General features: G+C 72.7%; 13 protein-coding genes. 8 read left to right on the plus strand and 5 right to left on the minus strand.

The genetic code is table 11. The features are described 5' to 3' along the window. Nucleotide 1 precedes the first annotated feature (1 nt). The 5 genes from Q2K21_RS16115 (at nt 2) to Q2K21_RS16135 (ending at nt 5,844) form a co-directional block, all read left to right on the plus strand. On the plus strand, nt 2–1,315 hold the full coding sequence (locus Q2K21_RS16115) for a DUF6271 family protein (protein ID WP_310771318.1): 1,314 nt from the start codon (nt 2–4) through the stop codon (nt 1,313–1,315). Further along, nucleotides 1,312–2,565 (plus strand): type III PLP-dependent enzyme, encoded by a 1,254-nt coding sequence (locus Q2K21_RS16120; protein WP_310771320.1) that lies wholly within the window; start codon nt 1,312–1,314, stop codon nt 2,563–2,565. The genes Q2K21_RS16115 and Q2K21_RS16120 overlap by 4 nt, the downstream gene beginning before the upstream one ends. Further along, a complete protein-coding gene (locus Q2K21_RS16125; protein ID WP_310771322.1) occupies nt 2,566–3,078 on the plus strand; it encodes a GNAT family N-acetyltransferase in 513 nt (170 codons plus the stop codon). It abuts the gene before it with no gap. Between the two features lie 17 nt (nt 3,079–3,095). Continuing rightward, a complete protein-coding gene (locus Q2K21_RS16130; protein WP_310771324.1) occupies nt 3,096–4,343 on the plus strand; it encodes an MFS transporter in 1,248 nt (415 codons plus the stop codon). Nucleotides 4,344–4,815: 472 nt separating this feature from the next. Next, nucleotides 4,816–5,844 carry a lactonase family protein gene (locus Q2K21_RS16135; RefSeq protein ID WP_310781011.1) on the plus strand — a complete coding sequence of 343 codons (1,029 nt, stop codon included), beginning with the start codon at nt 4,816–4,818 and terminating at the stop codon, nt 5,842–5,844. A gap of 316 nt (nt 5,845–6,160) precedes the next feature. On the opposite strand, the gene Q2K21_RS16140 is transcribed toward Q2K21_RS16135, so the two are convergent. From Q2K21_RS16140 to Q2K21_RS16155, 4 genes are all read right to left on the minus strand, one after another. Then, complete coding sequence (locus Q2K21_RS16140) at nt 6,161–7,081, minus strand: sirohydrochlorin chelatase (protein ID WP_310771326.1); 921 nt, start codon at nt 7,079–7,081, stop codon at nt 6,161–6,163. Nucleotides 7,082–7,248: 167 nt separating this feature from the next. After that, nucleotides 7,249–8,280, minus strand: coding sequence for an N-acetylglucosamine kinase (locus Q2K21_RS16145; protein WP_386275529.1), 1,032 nt, complete (start codon nt 8,278–8,280; stop codon nt 7,249–7,251). Further along, the gene (locus Q2K21_RS16150; protein ID WP_310771328.1) at nt 8,277–8,954 is read right to left on the minus strand and encodes a uracil-DNA glycosylase; all 678 of its coding nucleotides are present in this window, start codon (nt 8,952–8,954) and stop codon (nt 8,277–8,279) included. The genes Q2K21_RS16145 and Q2K21_RS16150 overlap by 4 nt, the downstream gene beginning before the upstream one ends. A 153-nt stretch (nt 8,955–9,107) precedes the next feature. Further along, nucleotides 9,108–10,193, minus strand: coding sequence for a WD40/YVTN/BNR-like repeat-containing protein (locus tag Q2K21_RS16155; protein ID WP_310771330.1), 1,086 nt, complete (start codon nt 10,191–10,193; stop codon nt 9,108–9,110). Between the two features lie 302 nt (nt 10,194–10,495). Between Q2K21_RS16155 and Q2K21_RS16160 the strand changes: the two genes are divergently transcribed. From Q2K21_RS16160 to Q2K21_RS16170, 3 genes are all read left to right on the plus strand, one after another. Further along, the gene (locus Q2K21_RS16160) at nt 10,496–11,065 is read left to right on the plus strand and encodes an Rv1733c family protein (RefSeq protein WP_449343592.1); all 570 of its coding nucleotides are present in this window, start codon (nt 10,496–10,498) and stop codon (nt 11,063–11,065) included. Between the two features lie 597 nt (nt 11,066–11,662). After that, nucleotides 11,663–13,045 (plus strand): MBL fold metallo-hydrolase, encoded by a 1,383-nt coding sequence (locus tag Q2K21_RS16165; RefSeq protein WP_310771335.1) that lies wholly within the window; start codon nt 11,663–11,665, stop codon nt 13,043–13,045. Next, a complete protein-coding gene (locus Q2K21_RS16170; protein ID WP_310771337.1) occupies nt 13,042–13,788 on the plus strand; it encodes a sulfite exporter TauE/SafE family protein in 747 nt (248 codons plus the stop codon). Before Q2K21_RS16165 ends, Q2K21_RS16170 begins: the two co-directional genes overlap by 4 nt. A 45-nt stretch (nt 13,789–13,833) precedes the next feature. Here the strand turns inward: Q2K21_RS16170 and Q2K21_RS16175 are convergent, their stop codons facing one another. Continuing rightward, the gene (locus Q2K21_RS16175; protein WP_310771339.1) at nt 13,834–14,121 is read right to left on the minus strand and encodes a metal-sensitive transcriptional regulator; all 288 of its coding nucleotides are present in this window, start codon (nt 14,119–14,121) and stop codon (nt 13,834–13,836) included. Nucleotides 14,122–14,137: the final 16 nt, after the last annotated feature.

Below are 14,137 nucleotides of genomic sequence, written 5' to 3' on the forward strand. Positions count from 1 at the left end.
CATGCCCAGGATCTGTCTGACCCTTCCCACGAACAGAGAGTGCTCCGCGACGATTTCCGCCATCGGCGAGGAGGCGGCCTACGCGGCCCGCCACTTCGATGTCGAGGTGCACCTGCTGATCCTCGACTCCTCCGACGAGCGGACCCGCGCCGCACACGCCGGGGCCGTCGCCGGACTGCCACCGACGCCGAACGTGACGGTCCACCACCTCGACGAGGCGCTCCAGCGCGACTTCCTGCGACGCGTGATCGACCGGGCCGGCGTCGCCAAACCGGACCTGATGCTCGACCTCATGCTGCCGTCCGACGTCTCCTACGGAGCCTGCACCAACCGCGCCTTCCTGATCGCCGCGGCGCTCGGCTGCCGGTCGGTGCACCGCAGGGACTCGGACAGCACCTACCAGTTCGTGGACGGCGAACCGGTCTTCCCCGTCCACCATGAACTCACGTCGCTGGGCAGACGGGCCGCCGACGCGTCGGCCGCCGTGACCGAGACGGACCTCGACCCCGCCTACGCCCACCGCCCGGTGTCGATGGTGGGCAGCTCCTTCATCGGCGAACTGTCTGTCGACATCGGCGAGATCCGACGGCTCGACGAGGACGTCTACCACGACGTCGTCGGTCTGTGGGCGCCCGGCCACTGGTCCGAGGAGCGGAAGCGGGAGCTGGTCGAGGAGTCCTTCACGGGGGCCGGCCACGCCCCGTTCACCAGGGACCGCTCGACGCTCACCCTGGTCGACCCCATGCGGGTCGACATGTGCAACATCAGCTTCCACCAGGAGGTGTACGAGCGGGTGCCGCTGCCGCCCGCGACCAGCACCATCGGCAGCGACTACTTCCTCATCCACCTCGTCCACGACGCCACGCTTCCCGGCGTCCTGCACAACCGCAACATCGAGAACTTCTACACCCCGGAACGACGCACCGACGCCGGGTTCGTGGCCTACCAGACGCGGTTCGTGAAGTTCCTCCTGTCCATGCTCTACTTCAACTTCGTCTACGACAGGATGGGCGCGGCGGGCGCCTCGCTCCTCGACGACCGGCAGCGCGTGCGCGCCGCCACCCTCGTCGCGTTCCTGCGTGAGAGCACCGAGCTGGACCGCACCGAGAACGTGCTCCGGCTGGACAGCGTCGATGGTTCCTACCGCAAGCTCGGTGGCAGGTACGCGCAGTTCGCCGACCTGCTCGCCGCGCGCCGCGGGCGATTGCTCGACGAGGCCCGGCAGGACATTGAGGACTTCGCGCTGCTGATCGAGGCCTGGGATCCGCTGGTGCGCGCGAGCCGGGACACCGAACTCGGGAGAACAGGCCCGTGAACAGGCACGTGAGCAGGCCCGCGCACAGCAACCCGAACGCGCGGCTGCACGCCGCACTGACGGCCGCGTCGCAGGACCGCATCGTCTTCGACCTCACCGGGATCGAAGCCCAATACGCGGCACTGTGCAGGGAGTTACCCGACATCGCCGTGCGCTTCGCCATGAAGGCGTGCCCCGTCGACGACGTGCTGGCGTCTCTCGCGCACCAGGGCGCCGGCTTCGATGCGGCGGGCCCGGAGGAAATCCTTCAGGCACTGAGGACCGGCGTGCCCGTGGACCGGATCCACTACGGCAACACCATCAAGTCCGACGCGAACATCGCCGAGGCCTACCGGCTCGGCGTCCGGGACTTCGCGACCGACAGCGTCCAGGACGTGGAGGCGATCGCCGCGCATGCCCCCGGTTCACGGGTGTTCTGCCGACTCGCCACCAGCGGACACGGGGCACTTTGGGGGCTGAGCCGGAAGTTCGGGTGCTCGGGGGACGACGCCGTGGATGTGCTGGACGCGGCCCGCGCGGCGGGCCTGACCCCGGCGGGCCTCTCGGTCCACGTCGGCTCGCAGCAGATGACCGCCGAGGCCTGGCGGCAGGCCGTCGACACACTGGCCGAGGTGCTCGTGGCGCTGCACGGACGGGGGATCGTGCCCGAGTACGTCAACCTCGGCGGCGGCCTGCCGGCACTGGGCTACCTCGACCGATGGGGCAGGAGGCTCGAACCCCCGCTGGACAAGATCTTCGCGGTGATCCGCGAGGGCATGCAGCAGCTGAGGGACCTCTCCCCGACCCCCCTGGACTTCCTCATGGAGCCGGGGCGCCACCTGGTCGCCGACCACGGCGCGATCCGGGCGCACGTGTCCCGGCTGACCACGCGACGGCAGCCGGACGGTGAGCGCGCGTACTGGCTGTACTTGAGCTGCGGGAAGTTCAACGGCCTCTACGAGACGGACCAGTTGCAGTACCGGCTCGTCTTTCCCACCCACACCGAAGGGGACGGCCGGGGGGACACGGAGTACGTGCCCGCCGTCGTCGCGGGCCCCACCTGCGACAGCGACGACGCCTACGCCCACGAGGGCCGGCGTGTGCTCGTGCCCAGGGCCGCCGCGTCCGGCGACCCGGTCTGGATCCTGTCCGCCGGCGCGTACTCCACCAGCTACCAGACACAGGGGTTCAACGGCTTCCGTCCGCTTCCGTACGCGTGTACCAGCGGCGCCCGCTACGGCCTGGAAGCGGCCACGGAAGGGCCGGTGTAGATGCACCACGACGTACGCATCCGGAACATCTCCGACGCCGACTGGCCGGGCGTAGCGGCCCTGGAGGCCGGCGTGTACACGGACAGTTCGCTGTCGGAGGGGCAGACCGCACTGGAGTCCAGGGGCCGTGCGTCCCCGACCACCTGCTTCGTCCTGGAGTTCGGCGACAGGATCGCGGGCTACGTGCTCGCACTGCCCTACCCGATGTTCCGCTTCCCGGATCTGACCCGGCCGGAAGTGGTCGTCTTCCAATCGCGCAATCTCCACCTGCACGACCTGGTCATCGCCGAGAGCCTGCGCGGCAGGGGACTGGGGAGACGACTTCTGCGCCATCTCACGTCCACGGCCAGGGCGGCGGAGTACGAGCGGATGTCCCTGATCGCGGTCGGAGGAATGGAGACCTTCTGGGCGGCGAACGGATACCGGGCTCATCGCGAGGTCCGACTCCCGCTGAGCTACGGCAGCACCGCGGTCTACATGTCCACCACGGTGCGGACAGGCCCGAACCAATGATGCCGAAGGAGGGGCTGATGCCGGTGCTCGGCGTCCGCGACGATTTCCGCCGCGCGCAGTTGGCCATCGCCGCGCTGTTCTGTTTTCTGGGATTCCAGTACGCCACCTGGGCCGCTCGGCTGCCCACGCTGAAGACACGACTCGGCCTGAGCGCGGAGGAGCTGGGCCTGCTGCTGATGGTCTGCGGCGCGGGCGCGGCGGCCTCCTTCCCCCTTGTCGCACACCTGATGAAGCGGCTGGGCTCCGGGCGGCTGGCGTTCGTCTCGGCCCTGAGCCTGGCAGCCCTCCTGCCGGCGCTGTCCGTGGCGCCGAACTACCCGGTCGCGTTGTTGATCATCTGCTGTGACGGCGTCGCCGTGGGGTGTCTGAACGTCGCCATGAACGCGCAGGGTGCCGCACTGGAGGCCAAGTACCGGCGCACCGCCATGGCTCAGCTGCACGCGACGTTCAGCGGCGGCTCGTTGGGCGCGGCACTCCTGGCGTCCGGCATGAACGGCCTGACCTCGGCCCTCACGGCGCACTTCGCGGTGGCCGCCGTACTCCTGTTGCTGCTGCTCTGTGTTGCCCGGCCGCACCTGCTGCCCGACGAGCAGCACGGGGCCGCGCAGGACGACGGCCAGGACAGCGAGGGGACGACGGATCAAAGGGAGAGCGAGAAGGCGCGGCCGAGTCAGAAGGCGGGCCGTCGCGGGCTGACGCTGCCGTCGCGGATGACGCTGTGGATGGGCTGCGCCATGGCGTTCGGCACCGTCACCGAGGGGGCCATGAACGACTGGTCGGCGCTCTACATGAAGGACGTCGTCAAGGCGTCGGCCCAGCTGGCGCCGATGGGTATCGCCGTCGTCTCGGTCATGATGGTGCTGGCGCGCGTCTTCGCCGACGGCTGGCGCAGCCGCTGGGGCGACGCCCGTGTCGTCCGGCTCGGCAGCGCCCTCGCGGGCACCGGGCTGGCCCTCGCCCTGCCGGCCGGTGGCCTGGTGCCCACACTGATCGGGTTCGCCTGCGTCGGCCTGGGAGTCGCGGCGGTCACTCCGTGCGTGTACGTGGCCGCCGCCGCGAAGGGCTCGGACGCCCTGGCCCTGGTCGCCGCGATGGGAACCACGGGGCTGTTGGCCGGCCCGGCGTTGATCGGCTTCATCGCCGGCGCCGGCGGCCTGGTGTGGGGGATGGCGGCCGTCGCGGGCTCGGCTCTGATCGTGTCCCTGTGCGCCACGCAGATCCGCTGGAAGGCCCTCGCCGGTGAACCCGTGGAGGCAGTGAACTGAGCACGGTCTGCGGCCTTCCGGGGCATGCGGCCCGGGGAGCCCGGGCCGTGCCGCGGAGACGGGCGCGGGGCGGTGCCGCGGAGACGGGCGCGGGGCGGTGCCGCGGAGACGGGCGCGGGGCGGTGCCGCGGAGACGGGCGCGGGGCGGTGCCGCGGAGACGGGCGCCGGCGCCGGGGATCGATCCCGCGGTCGCGCTCGTCCTGCCGGCCACCCCGCAGACGGTCACCGACCAGTGGGTGCACCGGGCCACGTGGCCGCGCATGGCAGCGCGCGGGCGACCCGCGGGCGGACCTCGCGTCCTGTACGGCGGAGCTCACAGCACTTCTGGGGCGCGTAGGGTCGGCGGTCGCGCCGTCGGCGCATCCAGGCGGGCGCGGGATCTCGCCACCGGCGGATGCGCGACGAGATGGCCTTTTGGTCTAGACCTGCTGCTACCGTCGCCCCGTGAGGCGTCGGCGAGAGGGGACGGCAATGGCGGACGGCGGCGGGCGGCGACGGCGGGCGTACATCGGCTCGTTCACGGCGGCGGGAGGGCGCGGCGTCCTCACGGCGGCCGTGGACCCGGACAGCGGCGCGCTGACCGTCCTGAACGCCGTGGACGGGGTGCCCGACCCGTCCTACCTGGCGCTCTGCGGGGACATGCTCTACGCGGTCAGCGAGACCGCCGACGGCGCCGTCGCCGCGTACCGCGTCGATGGTGACAAGCCCGAGCTCACCGGTCCGCCCGTCCCTGTGGGCGGCAGCGGGCCCACGCACCTGTGCCTGCACGCCGGTCACGTCCTGACCGCCAACTACGGCTCCGGCAGCGTCACCGCCGTCCCGCTGCGCGGCGACGGCACCTTGGCGAAGGCGGCGTCCGCCGTGCTTCAGCACCAGGGCTCGGGGCCGGTCCCGCAACGGCAGCAGGGACCGCACGCCCATCAGGTGCAGCCCGACCCGAGCGGCCGCTGGATCGTCGGCGTCGACCTCGGCACGGATTCCGTCCGTGTGTGCGTGCTGAAGGGCGGCGCGCTGACCCCGCACCGCGAGACCGCGCTGCGTCCCGGGTCCGGGCCGCGTCATCTGGCCTTCCATCCGGACGGGGGCCGCGCGTACGTCCTCAACGAGCTGACGCCGACCGTCACCGTCTGCCGCTGGGACGCCGAGGACGGTGTCCTGAAGCCCGTCGCCGAGACACCGGTGCTGCACGACGTGCCCGCCGGTGACGCCTACCCGTCGGGCATCGTCGTGTCGCCCGACGGACGCTTCGTGTGGACCGCGACACGCGGGCAGGACGTGTTGTCCGTGCTCGCCGTCGAGGGCGACGGACTCAGGCGGGTGGCGACGGTGCCGTGCGGGGGCGTCTGGCCGCGCGCGATCGCCCTGTCGGAGGGGTTCCTGTACGTCGCCAACGAGCGGTCCGGGGACGTGACCTGGTTCGCGCCGGACCCGGAGACGGGGGTACCGCGGCGAGGCGGCTCGGTGGATGCGCCGGCGGCTTCCTGCGTCGTCCTCGGCTGATCCAGACGGATTCCGCGTCCGGCCTGGTACACCGGCTACACCGGCCTGGTACGGGCTCCGGGGGCCGTCCCCTGGCGGGCGGGCGGCGGGACCGGTTCGCGCGACCGGCAAGGCGAAGGCCCCGCTTCCATGGGGGAGCGGGCCCTGGGGCATGGCTGGCGGGGGCTCCGGGTCGTCTGCCGGCGGGCGGGTGCCGGGGTCGGCTTGCGACCGGCTTCTCGATGCCGTGGAGAACCGTTGGCTTGTCAGGCAAGGCGAAGGGCCCGCTCCATGGGTGGAGCGGGCCCTGGGTCGTACAGGGTGATCCGGGTGGGGCTCAGCGGACCGGCGCGCCCTGCGGCTGCTGCGGTGAGATGCCCAGTGCCGTCGTGTACTTGGCGAGCGCCAGCTTGCCGATCGCCGGGTACGCGCCGAGCGCCTCGGCGGCGGCGCAGTCCGCCTCCTTGGCGGCGGCGTCCAGCAGTCCGGCCTCCAGCTCGGGGCCGATCAGGTACGGCGCGAGCGCGAGCTGCTGCGAGCCCGAGGAGCGCAGCTGCTCGGCGACAGCCGTGATCGAGCCCTCCTGGTCCAGCGCAGCCGCCATGACCGGCACGGCGAGCCGCGCGGCCAGCAGCATGCCCGTGATCCCGGCCGCCTGCACGGCCTCCTCGCCGCCCACGGTGGCGAGGATGATGCCGTCCGCGGCGGTCGCCACGGTGAACAGGCGGGCGCGGTCGGCGCGGGCGAGACCGGCCTCGGACAGCCGCACGTGCAGCGCCTCGGCGAGCAGCGGGTGCGGGCCGAGTACGTCGGTCAGCTCGGCCGCGACGCGGCTGTCCATGACTGCCTGGGTGACCCGGCGCAGCAGCGCGCTGTCCGGACCTGCCAGCAGGGGCACCACAACGGCGACGAGGCCGTCGGGCTCCTTCGCCTCCACCCCGGCGGCGATGGCCTGCTCGTAGCGCGCGGTGCGCTCCTCGGAGGCGTGCGTGAGAACGGACTGCAGCGTGGGGAACTCGGAGTCGTCCCCGTCCAGGTAGCCGATCCGGGCGTCGAGGCCGGGCAGCTCGGAACGCGCGATGCTCACGACCTCCTCGGCGAGGCTGCGCGTGGCGGCGCTGGGCGTGCCCGGCACCGCGAGGACGAGCGCGGGCGCGCCCTCGGGCGTCACCAGGGGTTCCGGACGGCGGTGCCGACCGGGCTGGCGCGGTCGCGGCATTCGTACAGGCAGGCCTGCGGGCCCAGTGGGGGAGCTCATGGCGCCGCATGCTACTGGCTCTGTGGGCTCCCCTGTTCGGGGAGGGTGCAGGTGAGCGGTATCCGTCCGCTTTTGTCTGATGAGTTACGTACGGATGAGAAGTGATCGATACGGTCTGACTTTTCCATTGTGCAGGAGGAGTAACTCCCGTCTCACGGTAAGGGGGATCAGTCGCTCTTTTCGGTCACGATGTGCAGCAGCTGTTCGTCGGGCGGCAGTTCGAGTGCGTCGTCCGCGAGAGCGAGGGCGATGCGTACCGCACCGTGCAGCGGGTCGCCCTCCGCCGGGAGCAGGCGCGCGTGCGGCAGCAGTCGTGCCAATTCCTCCCGCGCAGGTACGAGGAGGGCGTCGCCCAGGTTGAACAGGCCGCCTGTGAACGCGACTCGGGGCTCACCCGAGGCCGGGCAGACGGCTGCCGCGGACTCGGCCATGTGCCGGGCCGCCGCACCCAGGATGCCGACGGCGACCGGGTCGCCGTCGGCACAGGCGGCCACTTCGGGAGCGAACGAGGCCAGCACCGCCGGCCGGTCGGTACGCGGATACAGTCTGCCGGGCAGCCCGGTGACCGGACCGAACACCGCCTCGGCCCGACCGAGGAGGCGGACGGAACCGCCGGGCCGTCCGTCGTGGGCGCGCAGCGCCGCCTCAAGACCCGCCCGCCCGACCCACGCGCCGCCGCCGCAGTCGCCCAGCAGATGGCCCCAACCATCGGCCCGACGCCAACTCCTGAGATCCGTGCCGAGCGCCACCAGACCGGTGCCGGCCGCGATCACGGCGCCGGGGCGCGCGCCGAGCGCGCCGGTGTAGGCAGTCACGGCGTCCGCGACCAGCGCGACCCTGCGCACGCCGAGCTCATGGGCCAGCGCTGGGGGAACCTCGGCACGCAGTCGGTCGCCCAGGGCCGCCAGACCGGCCGCCCCGATGGCGACCGTCCGCACCTCGGCGCCACCGGCATCGGCCCGCAACCGCCGTGCCATCGGCAGCAGTTGCTCCAGCAGATGCCCGGCGTCGATCCCGCGCGGGCCGGTACGGACGGGCTCCCCGGACGTGAGCGGGGCCGAAGCGGCCGAGGCCGGACCACCGCGCGGGGCGAGGGCGACCCGAAGGCCGGAACCGCCGGAGTCCACCGCGAGGACGGCCTCCGGCACCGGGCCGTACGCGCCCGCGACCGGGTCGTCCGCGGAGCCCGACGGCGTCACGGCAGACGCCAGTCCACCGGCTGTCCGCCCTGTCTGACCAGCAGGTCGTTGGCCCGGCTGAACGGGCGTGAGCCGAAGAAGCCCCGGTCCGCCGACATCGGGGACGGATGCGCGGACTCGACCGACGGCAGATCGCCCAGCAGCGGCCGCAGATTGCGGGCGTCGCGGCCCCACAGGATGGACACCAGGGGCTTTCCGCGCGCGGCCAGTGCTCGTATCGCCTGCTCGGTGACCTCCTCCCAGCCCTTGCCCCGGTGCGCCGCGGGACGGCGTGGGGCCGTGGTGAGCGCCCTGTTGAGCAACAGCACGCCCTGCTGGGTCCACGGGGTGAGATCGCCGTTGGACGGCTGGGGCAGGCCCAGGTCGGCGTTCAGCTCCCGGAAGATGTTGATCAGGCTGCCCGGCAGCGGCCGTACCTCCGGAGCGACGGAGAACGACAGCCCCACCGCGTGCCCCGGTGTCGGATACGGATCCTGCCCGACGATCAGGACGCGGACCTCGTCGAAGGGCTGCTGGAACGCCCGCAGAACGTTCTGTCCCGCCGGGAGGTAGGTGCGCCCCGCGGTGATCTCCGCGCGCAGGAAGTCGCCCATCTCGGCGATCCTCCCGGCCGCGGGTTCCAGGGCCTTCGCCCAGCCGGGTTCGACGATTTCATGCAACGGTCGTGGTGCCACGGGCGTCACCCTACTGCCGCGCACACGCGGACGATCAACCGGTCGCCCCAGAGCGACCGGGAATGATCGCCGGGTGGACGAACAGGGCATGGCCCGGGCGGATTTGACGAGGTCTTGTTCTCCGCGAGGAAGTCGTCCACGGACGGGTGCCGCTCAGGCGATCACCGCCGCCCGTACGCAGAGCACGTCCGGCAGATGGGACGCGAGCTGCTGCCAGCTGTCGCCGTCGTCCGCCGACGCGTACAACTCGCCGTTGCGATTGCCGAAGTACACGCCCGCCGGGTCCGCGTCGTCCGTGCACAGGGCGTCGCGCAGCACCGTCCCGTAGTGGTCCTCGACCGGCAGCCCCGCCGTGAGCGGCTCCCAGCTCTTGCCCGCGTCCGCTGTGCGGAAGACGCGACATCGGTGGCCTGCCGGGACGCGGTCCGCGTCCGCGTTGATCGGGAAGACGTATGCCGTGTCCCCGCGGTGTGGATGGGCCGCCACGGCGAACCCGAACGTCGACGGCAGGCCCTCGCCGATGTCCGTCCAGTGGCCGCCCGCGTCGTCGCTTCTGTACACCCCCCAGTGGTTCTGCAGATACAGCCGGTCCGGGGTCGCCGCGTCCTGTGCGACCTTGTGCACGCACTGGCCGAACTCCGGGTTCGGATCCGGCAGGAACACCGCGGAGACACCGGAGTTGGACGGCTCCCAGCTCGTGCCGCCGTCCCGGGTCCGGAACACCCCGGCCGTCGACACGGCGACCGTCACGGCCCGCGGGTCCCGCCTGTCGGTGACCACGGTGTGCAGGCCCTCGCCACCGCCGCCCGGCACCCACTTCGCGCGCGTCGGGTGCTCCCACAGGGGGCGCACGAGGTCGAAGCTCTCGCCCCGGTCCTCGGAGCGGTACAGCGCGGCCGGCTCCGTGCCCGCGTAGACCACGTCCGGCTCGGCGGCCGCCGGGTGCAGTTGCCACACGCGTTCCAGTGAAGCGCTCGTGTCCTTCGGGAACTTGACGGCGGGTTGCGCCGGCTCGGTCCAGGTGCGGCCCAGGTCGTCGGAGTGGAAGACGGACGGCCCCCAGTGCGAGCTGTCCCCTCCGGCCAGCAGGCGCGGGGTGTCGCCACGGGTGTCGATGGCGACCGAGTAGATGGCCTGTGCGTTGAAGTACGGACTCTCGTCGAACTCCCAGGCGGCGCCTCGGCGCCGTCCGATGAACAGTCCCTTGCGTGTGCCCACGGTGAGCAGTACGTCGGCCATGCCGACCACCTCCGAAACGTCGTTGTTCCAGACATGGGCCAGTCTGCACCCCGGCACTGACAGTCACCTCTGAACGCGTTGTCCGTGCAGGTCAGGGCCGTGTTGCCGAGTCGGGGGACAGATCGGGTCCGGGGCGGAACCGAGGGGTCGGCGCCCGGGCACCGGAGGTGTCGTACGCGTCGGAGACCCGCGGTCGACGGAGGTCATGTGAGCACGGGCGGTCCCGCGCCCGTATGAGAGGGCGGTCGGGGGGTGTCCGTGCGTGCGTGAGGAGGATGCCATCGATGAGGTGGCTGCCATCGATGACGGCGTTCCGCGGTCCCAGGGTGTGGCTGTGGCGCTGGCGGCGCAATCCGCTGCGGCGCCGCAGCGATGCGCTGGAGGCCTGGATCGTGCTCGCGGTCTGGGCCGTGACCGTGGCGGGCGGGGTGCTGGCGGGGCTGGCGGCGACGCACTCCGTGGAGCGCGGTCTGGCCCGGGAGCGTGCCGAGTGGCGCCCGGTCGTGGCCCTGCTCGCGGAGGACGCCGCCGCCACGGCGTCCGGTGCGGAACGCGTGTGGGTGAAGGTGCGCTGGACCGGGACGGACGGCTCGTCCCACGCGGGTCAGGCACGCGTCGCCGCCGGCAGCCGGACCGGCACCGCGGTAACCGTGTGGACGGACCGTGAGGGACTGCTGGTGACACAGCCCGTCACCGAGTCCCAGGCACAGGTGCGTGCCGCCATGGTCGGCGTGCTGGTGGGTGTGGGCGTGGCGGCGGTCCCGTTCGTGGGCGGGCGTATCGTCCGCGAGCGGCTGGAACGGCGGCGCATGGCGCAGTGGGACGAGGCCTGGGAGCGCTTCGGGCCGATGTGGGGGCGGAAGACGGGCTGACACCGCCGCCGGGACCGGGCCCGGCCGCCGAGGGACGGGTCCTTCGGTCCCGGCGGGGGCCGAACGGCCCCCTGCCCGGCCGACGCCGGGGCGCGACGCTCGTCGAGGGGGATCCGCGGCGGCCCTCCGCCCGTGCGGCGGAGAGCCGCCGCGGAAGGACGGGCCCGCCCGCACAGGGCGGCGAGCGGGCCCGTCCGGGTACCGGGCGACCGGCCCCCTCCTCGCAACACATTCGAGCGCCGGCCCGCACCGTGCCGCACCGCGCCTGCGCGCCCCGGCACCGGCCGCGCAGACGCGGCACCCACGACGACAACACGGCTGCCCGGCTTGACTCCCGAGCCCTCCGACCAGCGCGGCGCGCACACGGCACGTCTCCCGAGTCGGTCCTATGCGCGGCGCGCACACGGCCGGTTCCCGGGCCTGGGCTCGGCTCATCCTCCGCGTTCCGCGACGGATCCCACGGACGCCCCGCCGCTGACTGTGTGTGTGCACACCTCGACCGATCGTCACATCCCTTCGCCAAGATACCCCCGGGGGTAACTGTGTTAGCCTCCGTATACCCCGGGGGGTAAAATGCGTAAGGGAAAGGAGTGTCCGGTGTTCTTCGTCGACACCATCGAGCTTTCCGGGCTCGGAAACCGCAGCTATCTCGCGGGCGGCGCGCACACGGCGGTGGCCGTCGATCCGCCCAGGGACATCGACCAGGTCATCGCCGCGGCCGCGCGGCGCGGCGTGCGGATCTCGCACGTCGTCGAGACGCACATACACAACGACTACGTCTCCGGCGGGCTGGAGCTGGCCCGCGTCAGCGGTGCCGCCTATCTGGTCCCGGCCGCCGCGCGCGTCTCGTTCGAGCGGACCGCCGTGCACGACGGCGACAGGGTGGAGATCGACGAGGGTCTGACGCTGCGCGCCCTGGCGACCCCCGGGCACACGCCGCACCACACCTCGTACGTCCTTGAGGAATCCGGCAGGGCCGTGGCGGTGTTCACCGGCGGCTCGCTGCTCATGGGCACGGTCGGCCGCCCCGATCTGGTCGAGCCCCGGCTGACCGAGGGGCTCGCCCGGGCCCAGCACGCCTCCGCCCATCGTCTGGCCGCCGAACTCGCGGACGAGACCCCCGTCCTGCCCACCCATGGTTTCGGCAGCTTCTGTTCCTCCGCGCAGGCAACCGGCGCGGCCACCACCATCGGCAAGGAGAAGCAGGTCAACGAGGCCCTCGTCCGGGACGTCGACACCTTCGTCGCGGACCTGCTGGCCGGCCTGGAGGACGTGCCGGCGTACTACGCGCACATGGGCCCCGCCAACGCCGCCGGTCCCGCACCGGTCGACCTGACCCCGCCCGCGATCGCCGACGCCGAGGACATCGCGGCCCGCCTGGCGGCGGGGGAGTGGGTGGTGGACCTGCGCAGCCGTGTCGCGTTCGCCCAGGGGCATGTGGCCGGCTCGTTCAACTTCGAGGTCCACGGACAGCTCGCCACCTATCTGGCCTGGCTGATCCCGTGGGGCAAACCCGTCACCCTGCTCGCCGAGTCGCCGGAGCAACTGGCCACGGCCCAGCGTGAGCTGACCCGGGTGGGCATCGACCGCCCGGCCGCCGCTGCCGTCGGCGGCCCCGCTTCCTGGCTGCGGGAGGGCGAGGCACCGGCCTCCTTCCGTCGTGCCACCTTCGCCGAGCTCGCGGAGCGGCGCACCGCGGACGTCGTCGTCGTCCTGGACGTCCGCCGCGACTCCGAGCGCGCAGGCGGGCACGTCCAGGGGGCGCTGCACATCCCCGTGCACACCCTGCACCGGCGGCTCGACGAGATACCCGCGGGTGAGGTGTGGGTGCACTGCGCGGGCGGTATGCGCGCCGCGATCGCGGCGTCCCTGCTCGACGCCGCGGGGCGTGACGTCGTCGCCGTCGACGACGGTTTCCAGGCGGCCGTGGCGGCCGGGCTCACCGTGCGCGAAAGCCACGGCGACGGCTCGACCGCGTGAGCACCCTGCTCCTCGCTCTCGCCGCCGGTGCCGTCGTCGGACTGGCGCTCGGCACGCTCGGTGGCGGCGGAAGCGTCCTGGCCGTCCCCGTTCTGATCCATCTGCTCGGTTTCACCCCGGTCGCCGCCACCACCGCGAGCCTGCTCATCGTGACCGCGACCTCCGCGACCGCCCTGGTGGCACACGCCCGTGAGGGGAACGTCCGCTGGCGGAGGGGAAGTCTGTTCGCCGCCGCGGGCATCCTCCCCGCCATGCTCACCGCCGTGCTGGCGGACCGGGTTCCCGACGCCGTGCTGACCGGCGCGTTCGCCGTCGTCGCGCTGGTGTCCGCGCTCCGCATGCTGCTGCCGCGGTCCACGGCCGACGGCGGGCGCGAGGTACGGGCGGCTCCGGCCGCCGCGGCCGGCGCGGGCCTCGGCGCGGTCACCGGCTTCCTCGGTGTCGGCGGCGGCTTCCTCGCCGTACCGGCGCTGGTGGGTGTCCTCGGACTGCGGATGCGGCTCGCGGTGGGCACCAGCCTGCTGGTCATCACGATCAACTCGCTGGCCGCACTCGCGGCCCGCACGGGCACGGCCGACGGGCTGGACTGGTCGGTCGTCGCGCCCTTCGCCGGGGCGGCGGTCCTGGCCGCGTGGGACGGGAAGCGGCTCGGCGCCCGCGTGTCCGCGGGCCTGCTGCAGCGGGTCTTCGCGGTGGTGCTGCTGATGGTCGCCCTGTACATGCTGGTCGACGCGGTGGGATGAACCGCGTCCCGAAGTCGGCCCCGTCCCGGGACGAGGCCGATGTCCTCACGCCAGCGACAGGAACAGCTTCTCCAGTCGCGCCCGCAACTCCTCGCGGTCCTCCGCCGGTTTGGCGTTGCCCTCGCCGTCGGTGAGGCACTGCTGCAGACCGGTGGCGATGATCGCGAAGCCCGCCCGGTCCAGGGCCCGGGAAGCGGCGGCGAGCTGGGTGACCACGTCCTCGCAGTCACGGCCCTCCTCGATCATCCGGATCACACCGGCGATCTGGCCCTGCGCACGCCGCAGTCGGTTCAGCACGGCGCGTAGCTCGGCGCCCGCGAGATCCAGGTCCACGATCAACTCCTCAGAA

The sequence above is a fragment of the Streptomyces sp. CGMCC 4.7035 genome (assembly GCF_031583065.1).
Lineage (GTDB): Bacteria > Actinomycetota > Actinomycetes > Streptomycetales > Streptomycetaceae > Streptomyces > Streptomyces yaanensis.

Bases quoted from the DNA above. Each gene is read 5' to 3' on its own strand.
- Q2K21_RS16115 (WP_310771318.1), top strand. From the start codon at position 2: ATGCCCAGGATCTGTCTGACCCTTCCCACGAACAGAGAGTGCTCCGCG.
- Q2K21_RS16125 (WP_310771322.1), top strand. From the start codon at position 2,566: ATGCACCACGACGTACGCATCCGGAACATCTCCGACGCCGACTGGCCG.
- Q2K21_RS16130 (WP_310771324.1), top strand. From the start codon at position 3,096: ATGCCGGTGCTCGGCGTCCGCGACGATTTCCGCCGCGCGCAGTTGGCC.
- Q2K21_RS16135 (WP_310781011.1), top strand. From the start codon at position 4,816: ATGGCGGACGGCGGCGGGCGGCGACGGCGGGCGTACATCGGCTCGTTC.
- Q2K21_RS16140 (WP_310771326.1), bottom strand. From the start codon at position 7,081: ATGAGCTCCCCCACTGGGCCCGCAGGCCTGCCTGTACGAATGCCGCGA.
- Q2K21_RS16155 (WP_310771330.1), bottom strand. From the start codon at position 10,193: ATGGCCGACGTACTGCTCACCGTGGGCACACGCAAGGGACTGTTCATC.
- Q2K21_RS16160 (WP_449343592.1), top strand. From the start codon at position 10,496: ATGACGGCGTTCCGCGGTCCCAGGGTGTGGCTGTGGCGCTGGCGGCGC.